A 19,105-nucleotide genomic window follows, 5' to 3' on the forward strand; every position below is an offset into this window, starting at 1 on the left:
GAAGGGCTGCAGGTCGGACGGCTTGCGCGAGGTGATGAGCCGGTAGCCACCGGACTCGTCGACCACGACATTCCGGTCGACCCAGGTTCCGCCCGCGTTCGTCACGTCCGTACGGAGCGTCGGGTACGACGTCAGCTCCCGGTCACGCGCGAGTCCGCTGTCGATGAGCAGCCATGGCCCGTGGCAGATGGCGGCCACCGTCTTTCCGGCCTTGGCGAAGTCCGTCAACAGCCGCTGGGCCGTCGTGTCGACGCGAAGATGGTCCGCGTTGATGGTCCCGCCGGGGACGATCACCGCGTCGTACCGGTCGGCCGAGACCTCCGCGTACGTCGTCTCGGGCCGTATCGCCTCGCCCGGCCTCTCGTCCGAGACCAGTGTCCGGATCGGCTCGGGCTTCTTCGCGGCCACGGTGACCCGGGCGCCTGCCTCGCGCAGCGCCGCGACCGGCTTTTTCAGCTCCTCCTGCTCCGTGCCGTAGTTCGTCGTGATGACGAGGACGTTCTTTCCGTCGAGGGACACGGCCGCTCCTCCCTTTCCATGGCGTCGGTACCTCTCCAGGCGTCTCACCGGAGTGCGCGCCGCTAAACGGCCCTGCCGAACTCAACGGGCTCACGGAGGGGAACGCTCCGGAAATGGGTGGTGATCCGCCCTTCGTCGAGGACGTGAAAGGCGAGCGACGGTGCCATCTCGTCCCGGTAGACATGGTCGTTCGGGTGCTCGTACGGCTCCCAGGGGAGCTTCGACGACGAGATCACGCCGGGTGCCACCAGCAGCGGGCGGCCCGCGAACGTGGTCGCGGCGGCGGTGTGGGCGTGCCCGCAGAGGAACGCGGCGATGCCGGGCCTGCTTGCGGTCCGCTCGGCGAGCCGGTCCTCGCCGAACTGTCGGATGCCGTCGACGAACGGCATCCCCAGCGCGGTCGGCGGATGGTGGAACCCGACAAGGACGGGCACCCCGTCGGGCGTCTCGTCCAGCACGCCGTCCAGCCAGTCGAGCGTCTCGTCCGCCAGGAACCCCTCGTCCTCGCCAGGCACGGACGAGTCGCACAGCGCAAGGACGAAGCCGTCCCGGCGCAGCACCTGGTTCACGGGCGTGCCCGGCCGGGCGGCGGGGGGCGCGCCCAGGAGCACCTCGCGGAAGGCGTCGCGCCGGTCGTGGTTGCCGGGGCAGACCAGCAGCGGATGCCGGGTGCGCAGCAGCTCCCGTACCCGTGCGTACTCCGACTCCAGGCCGTGGTCGGCGATGTCGCCGGTCACCACGACCGCGTCCAGGTCCACGTGCAGCGATTCCAGATAGGCCATCACGGCCCTGGTCCGCTCGGCGCTGCGCGGCGAGCTGTCGATGTGGATGTCACTGAGATGCGCGATCACGATCACGGTGGTGAACCCCTCTCCGGCGCGGAGACGCGCGAGTCGGCGGACGGCCGCTCCGTCCCCGCGCGAACCTATGACGCGGCCCGCGGCCACCGCGCGGGCCACACACACTCCGGTGGCCTGCCCGGAAACCCGCCCTGGCGACGCGCCACCCGCGCTCGGCTCGGGCGCTACCATCGCGCGACGCACACCAAGTCCCCCGCCGGAGATGGGAGCATCACGATGCTGAAGGAATTCGCCGACCTCTCCACGCCCCTCGTCGCCGACGCCTGCGTGCGGCTCGGTGAACCCCTGAGGGCCGCTCCCGCCGGTGTCGCTCCCGTCGTCCCCGGGCAGCGCGTCGCCGGTCGCGTGCTGCCCGCCCGCCACTACGGCAGCGTCGACGTGTTCCTGGAGGCGTTCACCGGTGCCGAACCCGGTGACGTCCTCGTCATCGACAACGGCGGCCGCGTGGACGAGGCGTGCGTCGGCGACCTCGCCGTCCTGGAGGCGGAAGCCGCCGGTGTCACCGGCCTGGCCGTGTGGGGTCTGCACCGTGACACGCCCGATCTCGTGGAGATCGGGCTGCCCGTCTTCTCTTACGGCCGCCACGCGCCCGGCCCCGTCCGGGTGGACGCGCGCGGGCCGGAGGCGCTGCGCACCGCACGCTTCGGCGAGCACCTCGTCAGCTCCGCCGATGTCGTCTTCGGCGACGACGACGGTGTGCTTTTCGTGGCGGCGGACCGGGTCGACGCCGTCCTGGAGGCGGCGCACGCCATCCACCGTACGGAGCGCGAACAGGCCCGTCGGATCAGGGCCGGTGAGACGTTGCGCGCCCAGACGCGGTTCGACGACTACCTCGCCCGCCGGGACGCGGACCCGTCGTACACCTTCCGGCAGCACCTGCGCCGGATCGGCGGCGCCATCGAGGAGTGACCACGCTGCCGGAAGCGCACGACGGGTCCGGAGCCGGGGCTGGGGGGCTCAGCCGGCCCGGAAGCCGACCGTCCCGTCCGGGAGCACCGCCTCCACCGCCGCCCCGTGCTCGACCGTCCGGCTCACGGTGCAGAACTTCTCGTGCGTCAGCCGCACCCCGCGCGCGAAGACCTCAGCCGCCCGGGGATTGCTCTCGGGCAGCTCGAACTCGTAACTCACCCTGATCCGCCCCACCCGGCCGTCGTCCTCCGGCCCCGAGACCGACTCCACCACGATCTTCAGGTCCTCGTGCTCGACCGCACGGGCCGTACGGTCCACCACCATGCCCCCGCAGCCGCCCATCGCCGCGAGCAACAGCTCGACCGGAGTGAACGACGGCTGCGCGTCCGGGTCGTCCGCCGCCCCCATCCGCACCTCCGCGCCGCGATCGTTGCGGGCGGTCCACTGCCGGTAGCCGTTGCGGACGGTCTCGATGCGGTAGTCGGCCATGGCGACGGGGGCTCCTTCGTTCATCTGCGTACGGTGCGATCGACCCGATCCATGAGTATGGGGGACGGGCGGACTGAGTACCTCGTACGATGCCCGCGGCGGGCCGTTCCGGTGGAATGGTGACCATGACCTCGGACGCCCGGCGCAACCGCCGTATGCAGCACGTCACCACCACCGGCTCGGCGCTGGCAGTGGCGCTGTTCCCGCTCGTCGTCGGTGTGCTGCTGGCCAAGTCGGTGGGCGCCGACCCGATGGCCCCGGTGAACGCGCTGATCACCAGTGGGGGACAGCGAGCCCGTCTCTCCCGCTCCCAGCTGCGCACCTGCGGCGGCCGGGCGCTGCGCACCGCGCGGGTGCGTCGCGGCGTCCCCGCACGGTCCCTCGTCTCCCTCCCCGGCCTGCGTGGTCGGTGAAGATTTCCTCAACCTGAGTACAACTCTGCGCGCAGGCCTGCGTGTTGGGGTCACCATGCGTAGCCTTGAGGGGTGGGAGTCGGCTGGGCGGGGGTGGGGCGTGTGACTGCTGGAGCCAGGGCGGGCCGGCGGGTGCGGGGGCCGGCGGGGAGGCGGGCCGCACTGTGGGCGGCGCTCCTGTCGTCGGTGCTGGTCGCGGTGCCGGCCGCCGCCGTGACGGCCGAACCGCCCACCGTCCGCGAGGAGACCGCCCGGCCCTTGGCAGCTCCGGCCGCCCGCGCGCCGTCCTGCGATCCGAGGCGGGCGAGTCCGCGCCCCTCGCGCGTGGACGGCCCGGCCGTGAGGCGCATCCGCGAACGGGGCCATCTCGTCGCCGGTGTCGACCTGAACAGCTACCTCTGGGGTTCGCGGGACCCGTACACCCGCGAACCGGTCGGCTTCGACGTCGATCTCGTCCGGGCGATCGCCCGCGACATCCTCGGCCCCGACGCCACCGTCCGCTTCGTCAGCATGCCACCCGGCCAGCGGATCGCCCGCCTGAAGGCCCGGCAGGTGGACGTCATCGTGCGCACCATGAGCATCACCTGCGAGCGCCTGACCGAGGTCGCCTTCTCCAGCGTCTACTTCGAGACCGGGCATCGACTCCTCGTGCCCGAAGGCTCACCGATCACGGGATTCGACGAGCGGCTGCGCGGTCGCCGGGTCTGTCTCGGCAAGGGCAGCTCGGCCGCCGAACTGCTGCGCACGTCCGGCACGGGCGCCCGGGCCGTCGAGACCGCGAGCCATCTCGACTGCCTCGTCGAGCTCCAGCAGGGGAAGGCCGACGCCATCCTCACCCACGCCACCCTCGCCGCCGGGCTCGCCGCACAGGACCCCACGGTGCGACTGGTCGGGCCACGCCTGGACACCGCGCTGTACGGGGTCGCCATGAACAAGGACGACACCGACCTGGTCCGCCGCGTCAACGCGGTCCTGGAGGACTACCGCGAGGGCGGCGGGCGCAGCCCGTGGATGATCTCGTACGACAAGTGGCTCGCACCGACCCTGGGGGCCCGCCCCCAGGCACCACCGCGCGCCCAGTACACCGATTGACACGGCGCCCACCGGCCGTGAGCGGCGCTCGATCGGGGGGCGTGCCCGTCCCAGTCGGCTCGTGGCGGAGCCGCTGGGGGGCTTGTGGGTCTTGTCGGGCTCGGCCTGATCCACAAGACACCCCTCGGTCGTGTCCGGAAAGTAGCGCCGTCTGCCCGCAGGCCAGGCGGGACTTTACGGACACGGCCTAGCCTCGGAAGGCCTCCAAGCGCTCCGGGGACGCGTCCGCAAGGGCGTTGGTGACCGCCTCGACACCGCCGCGCAGGCCGTAGACGGGGGTGCCGGGCTGCTGGCGCCAGGACTCGTCGATGCCGCCCGCGTCGACGGTGTCGAAGCCGAGCTCGTCGATGAGGTTCCGTACGGCCTTCTTGGCCACCTCGTCGTCGCCCGCCACCGGCAGGGCGATCCGCTCCGGGTCGCCGGCAGGGCGCGGCTTGTCGAGGATGTCGTCGGCGTAGGTGCCGTTGAAGGCCTTGATCACGGGGTGGCCCAGGTGCCGCTCGGTCCAGCGGCTCTCGGTGAGGCCGTCGTCCTCGATCGCGGCGATCCGGCCGTCGCGCTGACGGGGGTAGTAGTTCCCGGTGTCGATGACGGCGAAGCCCTCCGCCGCGCCGTCGAAGAGCCCGGACGGCAGGTCGGGGACCGCCTTCAGCGGGACGGTGACCACGACGATCTCGGCGCCGCGCGCCGCCTCGGAGACGGTGACCGGGGTGGCGCCGGTCTGCTCGGCCAGCGCGGCGAGGGTCTCGGGTCCGCGGGAGTTGGCGACGGAGACGTCGTGCCCGAGGGCCGTGAGACGGCGGGTGAGGTTGCCGCCGATGTTGCCTGCGCCGATGATGCCGATCTTCATGGGAGCTTCCTTCCGAGCGGGTGCGGCGGAGTGCCACGCCAGGGCAGAACTGCGGGCCCCCTGCACCTATTCCCGCGCGCCGCCGTCGGTGACGGTGAGAGCGGTCGTCGAGGCGCTGGCCAACTGCGCGGTCGCGGACGTACGGGAGGGCCCGGCCGAGATCCGGGCGAGCCCGCCGGTCGCGTCCCGCTCACCGCGTCCCGCTCACCGCGTCCCGCAGGACCCGGCACGCCTGCGTCATGTCGGCTCCCGCGAGCGACGGTAGCTCGCCGACTTCGGGGTCTGACAACGCGGTGTGGTGGGGACGCGGCCGCGCTCGCCGCGCGACGGTGGCCGCCCTTGCTCACCACCGAGGGGCGGTCAGGCGACCAGCGCCCGGATCGGCATGACGATGTAGAGGGTCAGCAGACCGAAGCCCGCCGTCACGAGGGGAACGGCGCCATGGGAGAACGTTCCCGAGAGGTAGGGCAGGGTCGCCAGCAACACGCCGGTGACGACGGTGGCGTGCACGGTCTGGGCGATCGGGGACCACGCCTGTTCCTGGAGGCTGTCCGCCTCCGCCCCGATCGCTGTCGGAAGCATGAGAGCAAGCACCAGGATCAAGGGCAACACCAGGACGGCCGCCCCGGTCAGCGTGAGTCCCCAGTCGCGGTCCGGGTAGCGGCCGAGGGGTTCGCCCGCCTTCACCACGCCGCCCAACTCGGGTGCGGTGGGTGCCCAGAGCGTCTTGACCCGGTCGCCGGGTTTCGGCCTGTTCTCCGTGTAGGCGCCCTGCGAGCGGATCCGGTTGCCGTCCGGGAGGGTCAGGGTCAGCGTGGCGTAGTGGCCCGTCACTTTGTCCTCGTCGTCGCGCATCACCGTGAGGTCGGCGACCTCGGCCACTGTGGCTGTCGAGTAGGCGGCTCCGGCCTGGACCACCGAGCGGACATACTGCGACGCGTGTGACTCGCCGAGCGCGCTCAGCGCCGCGAGGGAAACCAGCATCAGCAGCCAGACGGCGGCCTGCCGCGAGTACACCCAGGGCACGCTCTCGTACTCGTACGCCGCCGGCCGCCGGAGCACGGACATCCGCTGCCGACGTCCGTCGCCCGTGCCCTTCTCCAGGGAATCCGGCCGTGCCCCGGACCTCTTCGCGTCGGACCACTGATGCGGCATCCAGTAGTAGTTGTCGTCGGACCACCAGATCCAGAGCGCGACGACCCGCAGCCAGATCAGGCCGATCACGGTCCAGGCCGTTGCCACGAGCCCGGAAGCGGGCAGCGGGACGTCGGCCGGCAGCCCCGCGACCCACAGGCTCAGCGACGCTGCCCCCGTGAAGGCGAGCGCACTGGATATCCGTACCCCTCAGGTCAACACGTGACGCTCCCCCTCGAACGATGACGGCCGAGTATCGCAGGGGCCCGACGCCGGCGGCCACGCTTCCCCCGATTTAGCCCGCGCTTGCAAGTAAATGCGCGTGCAATTATGGTGGACGCAAGTAAAGCGCTCCCGCAACGAAGAGGTGCGCGCGACCCCACTCGTACGGAGAAGGTGGACCCCTCCATGCCTCTCGCCCTCCTCGCCCTCGCGATCGGAGCCTTCGGCATCGGCACCACGGAATTCGTGATCATGGGGCTGTTGCCCCAGGTCGCCGCCGAATACGGGGTGTCGATCCCCGCCGCCGGACTCCTGGTGACCGGCTACGCCCTGGGTGTCGTCATCGGCGCCCCGCTGATGTCCGTCCTCGGCACCAAGATCTCCCGCAAGCGGATGCTGATGCTGCTGATGGCGCTGTTCGTCGTCGGCAACGTGCTCTCGGCGCTCGCGCCAACCTTTGGGGTGATGCTCGCCGGCCGGGTCGTGGCCTCGCTCGCGCACGGCGCGTTCTTCGGCATCGGCTCCGTCGTGGCGGCGGAGCTCGTGGCGCCCGAGAAGAAGGCCGGGGCCATCGCGATGATGTTCACCGGGCTGACGGTCGCCAACGTCGTCGGTGTCCCGGGCGGCACGTTCGTCGGCCAGGCCGTCGGCTGGCGCGTGACCTTCCTGATCGTCGCCGCGCTCGGTGTCGTCGGACTGCTCGGCATCGCCAGGCTCGTCCCGGACCTGCCCCGCCCCGAGGGCGTGCGGCTGCGCCACGAGCTGGCCGCGTTCAAGAACGCCCAGGTACTGCTCGCCATGGCCATGACCGTGCTCGGCTTCGGCGGTGTCTTCGCCGCGATCACCTACATCACACCGATGATGACCGAGGTCGCCGGTTATGCCGAGCCCTCCGTGACCTGGCTGCTCGTCCTCTTCGGCCTCGGCATGGTCCTCGGCAACCTGATCGGCGGCCGGTACGCCGACCGCCGGCTGATGCCGATCCTCTACGTGTCCCTGGGCGCCCTCGCCCTTGTGCTCGGCCTCTTCACGGTCACCGCGCACCACAAGGTTCTCGCCGCCGTCACCGTCACCCTGATCGGCGCGCTCGGCTTCGCGACGGTGCCGCCGCTGCAGAAGCGGGTCCTGGACCAGGCCCTCGGCGCCCCGACGCTGGCGTCCGCGGTGAACATCGGCGCCTTCAACCTGGGCAACGCGCTCGCCGCCTGGCTCGGCGGCGTGGTCATCGCCGCCGGCCTCGGCTTCACCGCCCCGAACTGGGTGGGCGCCGTGCTCGCCGGCTCCGCACTGGTCCTGGCCGTGGTCTCGGCCGCTCTGGAGCGCCGCTCGGGCCCGGCCGGACAGGTGCCGGACGCACCGGCCGGCGGGGCGGTCGCCGAGCCCGCCCTGGCGGCCCGCGGCTGACGCCTTTCCCCTGCCCCCGGCTCCCCTGGAGAGGCCGCGCCACCCCACCCATCGGGCGGGGTGGCGTCGTACGGTCCGCGACTTCTGCCCCACCTACGTCTTGTGGTGGGCGCGACAACTCCTTACCGTCGGGTAAGTTGCCCTCGCTGGAGGGGCAGTTGAGGTCGAACGGTCTCCCGGAAGGAACAACGATGTCCGCTCCCCGGACGCGTATCGCGCGTCGACTCCTCCTCGGCTCGCTCACCGCCGCGCTCGCGCTCGCCCTCGGCAGCGGGGGGACGGTGACCGCGGCCCCGGCCCCGGCTCCGGCCCCGGCCGGGCTGCGAGAGGTGATGTTCGTGGGGAACAACTGGGACGGCACCGCCGACGTCATCGAGTCCACCGGCGACTTCTCCCGCATCGCCCGGATCGACGTCATCCCCGACCGCAACCGCCGCATGTGGGAGATCGGGCTCAACCCGGTGAAGCTCGCGTTCTTCCTCGGCATCCGTCAGGGCCCCGGCGAGGGGCACGACCAGTTCGTCGACGACATGTACGCCACGCCGGACGGCTCGGCCATCGTCGTCTCCCGCCCCAGCTTCGCCGACGTCGTCTCGATCGACCTGCGGACGGGCGCGCTCAACTGGCGCTTCCCCGTGTCGGGTTTCCGAGCCGACCACATGGCCGTCTCGCCCGACGGCACCCGTGTCGCCGTCTCGGCCTCCACCTCCAACACCGTCCACGTCCTCGACATCGCCACGGGCAAGGAGCTCGGCTCCTTCGCCACCGGGGACAAGCCGCACGAGAACGTCTTCACCGCCGACGGCCGGCACCTGTGGAACATGTCCATCGGTGAGGTCACCACGGCCCTCGACGCCCCCGCCCTCGACTGGACCAAGGGCGACCGCCGCATCACCGTCGTCGACGCCCGTACCTTCGAGCAGGTACGCGTCATCGACATGCGGGCGCGGCTCGACGCCTTCGGTCGCAAGGACCTGTCCGACGCCGTGCGGCCGGTCGCCTTCACCCCGGACGAGTCGACGCTCTACTTCCAGGTGTCGTTCTTCAACGGTTTCCTCGAGTACGACGTCGCCACCGACCGCATCACCCGCGTCAAGACGCTCCCGCAGAACCCGGCCACCGACCCCGACCGCACCACCTGGGTCAACGACTCCCGTCACCACGGCATGTCCATGAGCCCCGACGGGGAACGGCTCTGCGTCGCCGCCACGATGGACGACTACGCCACCGTCGTCGACCGCACCACGCTGCGGGAGGGGCCGCTGGTCCAGGCCGCGAAGCCTTACTGGGCCACGGTCAGCGGCGACGGCCGCGCGTGCGTCATCTCGGAGAGCGGCGCCGACCGAGTGACGGCGATCGACTTCGCCACCGGACGCGCCGTCGCCTCGGTCGCCGTCGGCGACCACCCCCAGCGCGTCCGCCTCGCCCACGTCCCGGCCGACTGGACCGGCCCCGCCGCGCGCTGAACCCGCCGCTCACGCCGCACATGCAGAACCCTTCCACCGCGAGCCCCTTCGCGCCGAGCCCGCCGCGTGGTGACGTCATCCCGCGGCGGGGGACTGTGCCACCAACTTCTCGCGTACCGCGTCCAGATACTCGGCCACCGCGTCACGGTTGCGGGTCAGGAACCGGATGCGCTCCGTCATCCGGTCCCGCTCGCTCTCCAGGGTGGCGAGCATCTCCGGGGTGGCGTCGGAGAAGTGGATGATCCGGGGTTTGTCGAGGCACGGCAGGATCTGCTTGATGATGCGTGTCGGCAGCCCCGCGTCGAGCAGGCCTCGGATCTGCAGGACCCGGTCCACGTTCGGCTCGTCGTAGGCGCGGTAGCCGTTCGGCGTGCGATCGGCGACGATGAGGCCCTGCTCCTCGTAGTAGCGCAGCAGCCTGCGCGGAGTTCCGGTGCGCTCCGACAGCTCTCCGATGCGCATGTGGTCCACCTCACGTGATGTCGCTTGACCTTCACATCAATGTGAAGGTTTCAGCATACGTGGCATGAGCAACCACACGGTACAGAAAGCCGGTTCCTCCGGACGCGCCGCGCGGGCCGCGGGCGCCGAGACCGTCCGGCCCGCCGGAAAACTGCCACTCCCCGCCCTCCTCGCCCTGGCAACGGCCGTCTTCACCACGAGCCTGACCGAGACCCTGCCCGCCGGCGTCCTGCCCGCGATGAGCGCCGATCTCGGCGTCGGCGAGGCGGCGATGGGCCAGTCGGTCACCATCTACGCCGTCGGGACCGCGCTCACCGCGATCCCGCTGGCCGCGGCCACGGCCGGCTGGCGCCGCAAGCGTCTGCTGCTCACGGCGGTCGCCGGCTTCGCGGTCGCCAACACGGTCACCGCCGTCTCCACCCACTACCCGCTGACGATGGCCGCCCGGTTCCTCGCCGGCGTCGCCGCCGGTCTGGCCTGGTCCCTGCTCGCCGGCTACGCCCGCCGCCTGGCGCCCGTGCACCTCCAGGGCAAGGCGATCGCCGTCGTCATGACCGGCATTCCGGTCGCCCTCGCCCTCGGCGTTCCCGCCGGGACCTTCCTCGGCGCCGCGCTGGGCTGGCAGGTGACGTTCCTCCTCATGACCGCCCTCGCCCTCGTGCTGATCGCCTGGATCGTGCTCACCGTCCCGGACCATCCCGGCGAGCCCAGGGGCGGCCGGGCACCGCTCCGGCGTACCCTCGCGCTCCCCGGCGTGGCAGCGGTCCTGTTCGTCACCCTCGTCCTCGTCCTGGCCCACACCGTCCTCTACACCTACGTCGCCGCCTTCCTCGACCACCTCGGCATGGGTGACTCCACCGGGCTCGTCCTCCTGGTCTTCGGCGGCGCCTCACTCGTCAGCATCTGGTTCACCGGCCTGCACATCGATCGCCGGCTGCGGGCCCTGACCCTCGCGGGCACGGTCCTCTTCGCCGTCGCGGCCGCCGTCCTGGCCGTACCGTCCGGCAACGGCGTCCTGGTGTACGGGGCGGCGCTGCTGTGGGGGCTCGGGTGGGGAGGAGCGCCGACGCTGTTGCAGACCGCCGTGGGAGACGCGGGCGGCGACGCGGCGGACACCGCCCAGACCATGCTGGTCAGTCTCTGGAACGCGGCCATGGCGGGCGGCGGAGTGGCCGGCGGGCTCCTCCTCGACCGCCTCGGAGCGGGCGCCCTGCCGTGGAGTGTGCTCGTGCTCCTGCTGCCGGTCCTGATCGTGGTGACGGCCGCCCGTACCCATGCGTTTCCCGCGCGGCGACCCCGAGACGAGGGATGAGCCGAGCGGATGCGGCCAGGGCGTGAGCCGAGGGACGAGCCGCGGGATACGGCGAGCGGCCACGGCCCGTCCTCGAGGACGAGCCGTGGCCGCTCCCCGCTCATGTCAGACGGCCGGCGGTACCCGGGAAGGGCGCCCGGAGCCGCGGGTCAGCGCGTGCCCGCCGATCCCGGCCAGTGCGCCGAGCACACCGCCCACCGCCGTCCAGACCCAGCGGTCCGACCACCAGCCGGAGGACCAGCCGTCCTCAGGAGCCCGCGCCTCGACCGCCGACGGCGTCGAGGCACCGGCCTCCGCCTCCGCCGCGTCCTCGGTCGTGGCACCGGGCACCAGCGGCGCGGCGAGCGAGCCGCCGCCCGCGTACGCGCCACCCTGGTCGACGGAGACCGCGCCGATCCTGGCCGCGAACGGCTGGCCGAGATCCTCCTCCGGAAGTCCCGTCACCGTCAGCCGTACGTAATAGCTGCCCGGCAGTGCGTCGTTGTCCCACGCGTCGGCCCAGGGGCGGACCGTACGCAGCGTGCAGGACAGCTCCACGGCCGGCGCCTCCTTCGGCACGGTCCGCGACTGCATCCCGTACATACAGGGCTGACGGCGGCGCAGACCGTCGTAGACGTCGATCCGCCAGGTCGAGGAGCCGTGGCGGGCGGCGGCCTCGGGCAGGGTGACCGAGGCCGACACGGTGGGGCGCTGTCCGGTGTCCGCGGGGAAGACCCAGTAGAGGTAGTCGCCCGTCGACGCCTCGGCGGTGGCCTGCCGGCCCTGCCGGAAGGCGGCGGCGGTACGGAAGGTGGTCCCCGCCTCCGTCGGCCCCGCGGCCGCTTCCGCGGCGGTGCTCGCGCTGCCGCTCGGGGAGGGCGTGTCGGCGAGCGCGGGAACGGCCGGGCCGAGCAGCCCGGCTCCCGTCAGGAGACCGGCTCCTGCCAGCAGTGCGGCGGTCAGCGCGCGTACGGTACGCATCAGTTGGTCCTCCAGACGGCGACGCGCCAGCGGGACAGCCAGCCCCACAGCAGACCGCCCACGAAACCGGCCAGTACCAGCACGGCCAGCAGCCACCAGCCGCGGCCGAGACCGAAGGCGGCCACGTCGGAGGCCTCCTCGGGCGCGTCGACGAGGTCGACGGCGAGCTCGATCGGCATGCCGGGAGTCGTCTTGACACCGGGCGGCGCGGAGAACGAGTTGCTGACCTGGAGGCAGACGGTCTCCGCGGCCGGCTTCGCGTCCCCGTCGGCGTCGTCGAGCGGCGGCTTGGGGTAGCGCAGCCCGGTCGAGATCACGTCCGTGCGGCCGTGGCCCGCCTCGGAACCCCGGACGATCTCCCGGCCGCGCACGGTCACCGCGCGCAGCAGGACGCCGTAGTCGTCGTTGACGGCGCGGTCGGCCGACACGCTCACCGAGGCCCGCAGCTCCTGCCCGGGCAGGACGTCCACCCGGTACCAGCGGTGCTGGCCGAAGGTCTCCCGGTCGGTGAAGAGACCGGGCTTGAGCTGCGGGGCGTCGGTGCACCGGTCCGTACCCTCGGTGGCCACCGGGGTGACGACCGGGTCCGCCGCGCGTTCCACCAACTGGCGTACTCGCTTGGAGAGTTCCTCGGTGTGGCGGACGGAGGTGTAGGTGCCGCCGGTCGCCTCCGCGATGCACGTCAGCTGCTGCCGGATCTTGGCGTTCGGCACCAGGCCCAGCGTGTCGATGGTGAGGTGGATGCCGCGAGCGGCGATGTCACGCGCCACTTCGCAGGGGTCGAGCGGGGCGCACGTGTCCTCCCCGTCCGTGATGAGCACGATCCGGCGGGTGGCATCACCGCCCTTGAGGTCCTCCGCCGCCCCCAGCAGGGCCGGGCCGATCGGGGTCCAGCCGGTGGGCGCCAGCGTGGCGACTGCGGTCTTCGCCTCGGTCCGGTCGAGCGGGCCGACCGGATACAGCTGCCGGGTGTCCTTGCACCCCTTCTGCCGGTCCTGCCCGGGGTAGTCGGCGCCGAGGGTGCGTATGCCGAGCTGAACCTCTTCGGGCACCGCGTCCAGCACCTCGTTGAACGCCTGCTTGGCGGCAGCCATCCGGGACTGGCCGTCGATGTCCCGCGCCCGCATCGAGCCGCTGACGTCGAGGACCAGTTCCACCTTGGGAGATTCCTTGGCCGCCGGTTCGTCGGCGGCCGCGCCGGTGGGGAAGAGCCCGGCGGCCAGGGCGGCGAGCAGGGCGCATGCTCCGGTCGCCAGCCGTTTTCTCGTGATCATCTGCCGGATCGTAGGGATGATCGTCCGACAATCCAAAACGGTGTCCAGCAGCGGGACGGATGTACGCGCCGGCGCCCGTTCGGGTGGGCGGTCGGCCGGACGGTCGCGACAGCGTCCGTGTCAGCGGTGTTCGGGGTTCGGGAAGTCGGCACGGCAGCCCGCGTCCCAGGCGGTGCGCTGATTCCCGTGCGCCGGAACGCCACCCGCCCGCTTGAGCATCGCCGCCAGATGCATCAGGTTCCACGCCATGAAGGAGGTGTTGCGGTTGGTGAAGTCGTTCTCGGGGCCTCCGGAGCCGGGATCGAGATACGACGGCCCCGGCCCGGCCTCGCCGATCCAGCCCGCGTCCGCCTGCGGCGGGATGACATAGCCGAGATGCTGCAGGCTGTAGAGCACGTTCATCGAGCAGTGCTTGACCCCGTCCTCGTTCCCGGTGATCAGACACCCGCCGGCCCGGCCGTAATAGGCGTACTGACCCCGGCTGTTGAGGAGGCTGGAGCACGCGTACAGCCGTTCGATCACCTGCTTCATCACCGAGCTGTTGTCACCGAGCCAGATCGGACCGCAGAGCACCAGGATGTCGGCCGCCATCACCTGCTCGTACAGCGCGGGCCAGGCGTCCGACGCCCACCCGTGCTCGGTCATGTCGGGCCACACCCCGGTCGCGATGTCGAGGTCGACGGCCCGCACCAGCGAGGTCCGCACGCCCTGCCGCTCCATCACGGACCTGCTGCGCTCGATCAGCCCCTCCGTGTTGCTGACCTCGGGGGAGCGCTTGAGGGTGCAGTTGAGGTAGAGGGCGCTCAGGTCGTCATAGCGGTACGCGGTCGCGGACATCGGCCGTCTCCTGGCGGGTGGGGCGGGCGGGGGCGGGAGCGCGGAGCGCATCTTCAGCCTCCGTGCGACCGCCCGGCCGGGCCACCGGGGGGCACCCGAAGGCATGAGCCCCGGACAGCGGTCTCAGACGCGGCCAGGGAACCGGACGTGCGCGGCCACGGGCAGGTGGTCGCTCCCCGTGGCAGGCAGGGCCCAGGTCGCGGTGACCTCCGCGCCGCGCGCCAGGACGTGGTCGATACGCGCCAGCGGCACGCCGGCCGGCCAGCTGAAGGCCCACTCCTCGCGGTTGCCGCGCACCTGGGACAGGACGGGAGCCAGCCCGCGGTCGTCGACGGTGCCGTTGAGGTCACCGAGGACCAGTACCGCGCGGGACCGTTCCTTCTCCAGCGCCCGCCCCAGCAGCGCAGCGCTCTCGTCCCGCCGCCCCGTGGCGTACCCCTGGGTCGGCCGTATCCGGACCGACGGCAGGTGCGCCACGTACGTCGCCACCTCCCCCCGCGGGCCGCGTACGACCGCCCGCAGGCCGCGGTCCCAGCCGGTGCCGACCGACCGCGGCCGGAGATCGACGCGGCCGATGTCCGTCAGCGGGTACGCCGACCACAGCCCCACCGTCCCCACGGTGGCGTGATGCGGATGGGTCCGGCCCAGCTCCAGGCGGTAGGCGGGCAGGCTCGTCGGCGTCAGTTCCTCCAGGGCGACGACATCGGGGTCGGCGGCCAGGAGGATCCGGGCGACGCGGGACGGGCTGGTGTTCTCGTCGCTCACGTTGTGCTGGACGACGGTCAATCCCCAGGGGTCGCGGGAGGCTGCCGCCCGGGGCGGCAGCACCTCCCGGAAGGCAACCGCCCAGACCGCGGCGACCACCACGCACGCCACGGCGACGACGGCCGACCGGCGGACCGCGGCCACGACGAGCCCGGCCGGCACCACCAGGCCGAGCCAGGGGAGGAAGGTCTCGAGGAACCCGACCGCGTTCCCCGGCAGACGGGGCCACATGTGGTGCGTGAGGAGCAGCCAGCCGACGGCCGCGACGGCGGACGCGACCGCTCCGGTCAGCGGACCTCGTCGCCGAGGCGTCCGCGAAGAACCGTCACTCCGCTCGCTCATGCCTGCCCCCTCGCGGCTCTGGGATCTCCGACTCCAAGCGCGCCGGACCATGTGGTGGGGACGCCGGAGAGGGAGATCCAGTTCCCCGTCATCCGGTCGGGGCCGGCGCCAGGACCGTGATGCCGAGAGGACGGTCACCGGCGGCGAGGCGGTGGGCCGTTCCGAGGCTGGGTGCTCGCCCACCCCGGGAGGGCTTCCGGCTCGCCCACGGCGACCCCGTGCCCGGCCACCGCGCACCCGAGGGGGAGCCGCCCCTGAGGCCGCCCGCCGCGTCCGCACCGGCCCGGCCGGCCTCGCCGACGCGGCCTGGCCGTACGCGAAGGGCTCCACGCGGACGGCGCGTTCGACTGGTCCGACTTCGAGGGCGGCCTGCTCGACAAGGTCCGGCCCGCCTTCCCGGACCTCCCGCCCGCCGGTGTGGCGCCGGCTCCGCGGATCTGGGGCCACCTGCACGGACTGGTCTCCCTGGAGGTCTACGGTCACCTCCGGTCCCAGACCGTCCGCCCCGACAAGCGCTTCGACCAGAAACCGACCGCTCTCGTCCGCTCGTTGAACGTCCCCCACGAACTGAAGCGATCGCGGCCGAGCGCGGCCCGGGAAAAGCAGTGTTCCCCCGGACCTCCGGCAGGTGACAATGAGTCACCAAGACCAGGAGGAACCCATGAGCCAGGCGTACCTGACTCTCCAGGAGCTGCTGCCCCCGCGGGAACTGGCGGCGGCGCTCGACGCCGGCCACGTCACCCGCAAGTCGCACCCCGAGCTGCCGCTGTCCCTCTACACCTACACGCGGGCGTGCCAGTACGAGCGGATCTGGAATCAGGTCACCACCCGGTGCCGTGGACTCGTCGCCGACGACACCACCGGAAGGATCGTCGCACTCCCGCTGCCGAAGTTCTTCAACGTCGGGGAGCACGAGGCCGGTCAGCCGTACGCTCCCGCCCTGCCGGACGAGCCCTTCGAGGTCTACGACAAGGTCGACGGCAGCCTGGCCGTGATCTTCCACTACGCGGGCCGCTGGCAGGTCGCGTCCAAGGGATCCTTCACCAGCGCCCAGGCGACCTGGGCCCAGCGCCGACTCGCCGCCAGGGACACCCGCGCCCTGACCCCCGGCGTCACCTACCTCGCCGAGATTCTGTACCCGCAGAATCGTATCGTCGTCGACTACGGCGACCGCCGCGATTTGGTGCTCCTCGCCGCTTTCGGACAGGACGGCACGGAACTGCCGCTCGCCGAGGCCGCCCCGGACTGGGCGGAGATCGGCTCGGTCGTCCGCACCTGGCCCGCCATGCCGATGACCGAACTGCTCGCGCTCACCGAGTCGAACACGCTCCCCGGTGGCCGCGCCGCCACCGGCACCGACGCCGAGGGCTTCGTGCTGCGGTACGCCTCCGGGGTGCGCGCGAAGGCCAAGCTGGCTGAGTACGTACGGCTGCACAAGGTCCTGACCGGGGTCACCGAGCGGGACATCTGGCGCAGCCACGGCATCCAGCGCTTCGCCGGGACGTCCGCGAAGCGGCTCGCCCAGGGCCTGGGCTGCTCGCTCGCCGAACTGGGCGGCATCCGGGCCACCGGCGGGCGCCTCCTGGACGCCCTCCTCGAACAGGTACCGGACGAGTTCGACACATGGGTACGCGAGGTGATCGCGCGCCTGGAGGACGCGGCGGCGGCGCACGAGCGCGCCATCGACGAGGCGTACCGGAGCATCGTCCACCTGGCCGGCGACCGGGGCGCGTTCGCCCGGGCCGTCAAGGCGCTGCCCGCCGACGACACCGTCCGCTCGGCCATGTTCCTGCGGCTCGACGGGCGCCCCACCGACCTCGTCGTCTGGCGCGCCGTCCGTCCCGAGGCGTCCGACCCGTTCACGACCGATGTGGAGAACTGACCCCGTGCCCGTAGTACACGTCATGACGGGACTCCCCGCCTCGGGGAAGACCACCGCCGCCCGGCGGCTGCAGGCGGACTCCGAGGGGCGCTTGCGCCGCGTCAACCTCGACGACCTGCGCACCATGCTCGACGTCCCCGCCCCCGAGCGAGGCCGCTCGCACGCGCACGAACGGACCGTCCTCGACATCCAGGACGCGGCCGTCCGGTCGGCCGTCGAGGGCGGCTTCGACGTGGTCGTCGACAACACGCACCTGACCCCGCACATTCCCAAGCGTCTCAAGGCCGCCGTCACCGGCCTCGGCGCGAGCTTCGTCGTGCACGACTTCACCGGTGTGCCGGTGGAGGAGTGCGTACGGCGCGACGCCGCGCGCGAGCGGTCCGTCGGCGAGGAGATCATCCGGATCCTCGCCGACAAGCACGCGAAGGCCACCCGGGGCGGCTGGCGGCTGACGGCCGAGTGGCTGGGCGCCCAGCCGGCCGCCGAGCCCTACGTGGCCGACCCGGCCCTGCCCTCGGCCGTCATGTGCGACATCGACGGCACCCTCGCCCTGCGCGGCGATCGGGGACCGTACGACTTCACCCGCTGCGACCTCGACCTGCTCAACGTCTCGGTGCGGCAGGCCCTGCGGGCGTTCCGCGCGGCCGAGAACGACACGATCGTGCTGCTGTCGGGGCGCAGCGAGGACCACCGGCGGATCACGGAGGAGTGGCTCGCCCGGCACGAAGTGCCGTACGACGAGCTGTGGATGCGGGCCTCTGACGACGGCCGAAGCGACGACATCGTGAAGGCCGAGCTCTTCGACGCCCATGTCCGCCACCGCTACGCGGTCCGCGTCTCGCTCGACGACCGCGACCGGGTGGTCGCCGTCTGGCGCCGCATGGGCCTGCCCACCTGGCAGGTCAACTACGGCAACTTCTAGACCGAGTCGAGGCCGGCCGCCTCCCACCCCCACCGGGAGCCGGCCGGTACCTCGGGACCATGGGCATCCCGGCCATGTGTCGTCACGCCCCCGGCGACGCCGCATCCAGGAGGACGCGGGCCAGCTCGCGCGGCCGGGAGAACATAGGCCAGTGTCCGGTCTCCATCGTGACCAGCCGCCAGCGCTCGCTCTTCAGCAGCACGGCCACGTCGCCGTTCGGCTCGGCGCCGTCGAGCAGACACTTGACGTACGTCACCGGCAGCTCACCGAGCGGTCCGGCCAGCACGGCCGGCTCCGTCAGCGTGGCGCCCGGGTGCGGGGTCGATCCGCCGACGATCCGGGCGATCTGTTCCTCGTCCAGGCCCTGGCCCTGGAAGTCGTCCGCCGCGAGCGGCGCCCAGAAACCGCCGTTCGCGGCGATCGAGGCCTCCACCGTCGCCCGGCCGTCGGGCCAGGCGGAGACGAACGACTCACCGTCGGCCGGAACGTTGGAGTCCACGAAGACCACGCGGGACAGCCGGTCGCCGATCCGCTCGGCGGCCTGACCGACCGGGATCCCGGCGTAACTGTGCCCGACGAGGACGACATCGCGCAGATCGAGGCGCTCGACCACGTCCACGACGTCCTGAACGTGCGTCTGCTGCCCTGCCGCCACGCCCTGCCTCTCGGCGAGCCCGGAGAGCGAGACCGCGTGGGCGCCGTGCCCGGCCGCCCGCAACTCCGGCACCACCTCGTCCCACGCCCACGAGCCGAGCCACGCGCCTGCCACGAGTACGAAATCCGTCATGCCGGCAACGTATCCGAGGGGTCTGACATTGATACTCGTAGCGGGTTCCGGTGGTCGTGGCTCAGGGTCTGACTGACGCCCTGCTGGGCTGTCCTGCGACTGTTCTGTCCGTCCGCCGGGACCCGTTCTCCATGGCTCCGGCCAGGTGGAACATGACCTGATAGGAGCTTGGCCAGAGGCCCCCTCAATGTCCTGTCTGACCCA

Annotated in this window: 20 protein-coding genes; 9 read left to right on the forward strand and 11 right to left on the reverse strand. The window is 72.1% G+C overall.

Features of this window, described 5'->3' with window-relative positions:
- Positions 1-519, reverse strand: a 519-nt coding sequence (locus IE136_RS12380; protein WP_189600332.1) for a type 1 glutamine amidotransferase domain-containing protein, incomplete at its 3' end; no start/stop codon positions are given.
- A 62-nt stretch (positions 520-581) separates the two neighbouring features.
- Positions 582-1,376: a metallophosphoesterase gene (locus IE136_RS12385; protein WP_158993901.1), complete on the reverse strand. Its 795-nt coding sequence runs from the start codon at positions 1,374-1,376 to the stop codon at positions 582-584.
- A gap of 219 nt (positions 1,377-1,595) precedes the next feature.
- On the opposite strand from IE136_RS12385, the gene IE136_RS12390 reads away from it, so the two are divergent.
- Complete coding sequence (locus IE136_RS12390) at positions 1,596-2,288, forward strand: RraA family protein (protein ID WP_189600333.1); 693 nt, start codon at positions 1,596-1,598, stop codon at positions 2,286-2,288.
- 48 nt (positions 2,289-2,336) lie between these two features.
- Here the strand turns inward: IE136_RS12390 and IE136_RS12395 are convergent, their stop codons facing one another.
- Positions 2,337-2,801, reverse strand: coding sequence for an OsmC family protein (locus IE136_RS12395; protein ID WP_229818799.1), 465 nt, complete (start codon positions 2,799-2,801; stop codon positions 2,337-2,339).
- Between the two features lie 101 nt (positions 2,802-2,902).
- Here IE136_RS12395 and IE136_RS12400 point away from each other — a divergent pair, with 101 nt between their 5' ends.
- The gene (locus tag IE136_RS12400) at positions 2,903-3,190 is read left to right on the forward strand and encodes a hypothetical protein (RefSeq protein WP_158984242.1); all 288 of its coding nucleotides are present in this window, start codon (positions 2,903-2,905) and stop codon (positions 3,188-3,190) included.
- 102 nt (positions 3,191-3,292) lie between these two features.
- On the forward strand, positions 3,293-4,282 hold the full coding sequence (locus IE136_RS12405; protein ID WP_229818800.1) for a glutamate ABC transporter substrate-binding protein: 990 nt from the start codon (positions 3,293-3,295) through the stop codon (positions 4,280-4,282).
- Between the two features lie 187 nt (positions 4,283-4,469).
- Here the strand turns inward: IE136_RS12405 and IE136_RS12410 are convergent, their stop codons facing one another.
- Positions 4,470-5,132, reverse strand: a complete 663-nt coding sequence (locus IE136_RS12410) for an NADPH-dependent F420 reductase (RefSeq protein WP_189600334.1) — start codon at positions 5,130-5,132, stop codon at positions 4,470-4,472.
- Between IE136_RS12410 and IE136_RS12415 the strand changes: the two genes are divergently transcribed.
- Positions 5,131-5,397 carry a hypothetical protein gene (locus IE136_RS12415; protein WP_158984238.1) on the forward strand — a complete coding sequence of 89 codons (267 nt, stop codon included), beginning with the start codon at positions 5,131-5,133 and terminating at the stop codon, positions 5,395-5,397. The genes IE136_RS12410 and IE136_RS12415 overlap by 2 nt on opposite strands.
- A gap of 95 nt (positions 5,398-5,492) precedes the next feature.
- On the opposite strand, the gene IE136_RS12420 is transcribed toward IE136_RS12415, so the two are convergent.
- A complete protein-coding gene (locus tag IE136_RS12420) occupies positions 5,493-6,374 on the reverse strand; it encodes a hypothetical protein (RefSeq protein WP_189600335.1) in 882 nt (293 codons plus the stop codon).
- 300 nt (positions 6,375-6,674) lie between these two features.
- On the opposite strand from IE136_RS12420, the gene IE136_RS12425 reads away from it, so the two are divergent.
- Both IE136_RS12425 and IE136_RS12430 read left to right on the forward strand, forming a co-directional pair.
- Positions 6,675-7,892, forward strand: a complete 1,218-nt coding sequence (locus IE136_RS12425; RefSeq protein WP_189600336.1) for an MFS transporter — start codon at positions 6,675-6,677, stop codon at positions 7,890-7,892.
- Between the two features lie 191 nt (positions 7,893-8,083).
- Positions 8,084-9,358 (forward strand): YncE family protein, encoded by a 1,275-nt coding sequence (locus IE136_RS12430; RefSeq protein WP_189600337.1) that lies wholly within the window; start codon positions 8,084-8,086, stop codon positions 9,356-9,358.
- A gap of 75 nt (positions 9,359-9,433) precedes the next feature.
- On the opposite strand, the gene IE136_RS12435 is transcribed toward IE136_RS12430, so the two are convergent.
- Positions 9,434-9,820, reverse strand: coding sequence for a MerR family transcriptional regulator (locus IE136_RS12435; RefSeq protein WP_189600338.1), 387 nt, complete (start codon positions 9,818-9,820; stop codon positions 9,434-9,436).
- Positions 9,821-9,884: 64 nt separating this feature from the next.
- On the opposite strand from IE136_RS12435, the gene IE136_RS12440 reads away from it, so the two are divergent.
- The gene (locus tag IE136_RS12440) at positions 9,885-11,132 is read left to right on the forward strand and encodes an MFS transporter (RefSeq protein ID WP_189600339.1); all 1,248 of its coding nucleotides are present in this window, start codon (positions 9,885-9,887) and stop codon (positions 11,130-11,132) included.
- A gap of 105 nt (positions 11,133-11,237) precedes the next feature.
- On the opposite strand, the gene IE136_RS12445 is transcribed toward IE136_RS12440, so the two are convergent.
- The 4 genes from IE136_RS12445 to IE136_RS12460 form a co-directional block, all read right to left on the reverse strand.
- Positions 11,238-12,092: a hypothetical protein gene (locus IE136_RS12445; RefSeq protein WP_158984226.1), complete on the reverse strand. Its 855-nt coding sequence runs from the start codon at positions 12,090-12,092 to the stop codon at positions 11,238-11,240.
- Entirely contained in the window at positions 12,092-13,366 is a 1,275-nt protein-coding gene (locus IE136_RS12450) for a VWA domain-containing protein (protein ID WP_189600340.1), read from the reverse strand. The genes IE136_RS12445 and IE136_RS12450 overlap by 1 nt, the downstream gene beginning before the upstream one ends.
- 120 nt (positions 13,367-13,486) lie before the next feature.
- Positions 13,487-14,203, reverse strand: a complete 717-nt coding sequence (locus tag IE136_RS12455; RefSeq protein ID WP_158984222.1) for a flavodoxin family protein — start codon at positions 14,201-14,203, stop codon at positions 13,487-13,489.
- 123 nt (positions 14,204-14,326) lie between these two features.
- On the reverse strand, positions 14,327-15,310 hold the full coding sequence (locus IE136_RS12460; RefSeq protein WP_158984220.1) for an endonuclease/exonuclease/phosphatase family protein: 984 nt from the start codon (positions 15,308-15,310) through the stop codon (positions 14,327-14,329).
- A 661-nt stretch (positions 15,311-15,971) separates the two neighbouring features.
- Here IE136_RS12460 and IE136_RS12465 point away from each other — a divergent pair.
- Complete coding sequence (locus tag IE136_RS12465) at positions 15,972-17,192, forward strand: RNA ligase (protein ID WP_189600341.1); 1,221 nt, start codon at positions 15,972-15,974, stop codon at positions 17,190-17,192.
- Between the two features lie 22 nt (positions 17,193-17,214).
- The gene (locus IE136_RS12470; protein ID WP_229818801.1) at positions 17,215-18,114 is read left to right on the forward strand and encodes a phosphatase domain-containing protein; all 900 of its coding nucleotides are present in this window, start codon (positions 17,215-17,217) and stop codon (positions 18,112-18,114) included.
- A gap of 82 nt (positions 18,115-18,196) precedes the next feature.
- Here the strand turns inward: IE136_RS12470 and IE136_RS12475 are convergent, their stop codons facing one another.
- The gene (locus tag IE136_RS12475; RefSeq protein WP_189600342.1) at positions 18,197-18,901 is read right to left on the reverse strand and encodes an alpha/beta fold hydrolase; all 705 of its coding nucleotides are present in this window, start codon (positions 18,899-18,901) and stop codon (positions 18,197-18,199) included.
- Positions 18,902-19,105 lie beyond the last annotated feature (204 nt).

The organism is Streptomyces lateritius (genome assembly GCF_014649715.1).
Lineage (GTDB): Bacteria > Actinomycetota > Actinomycetes > Streptomycetales > Streptomycetaceae > Streptomyces > Streptomyces lateritius.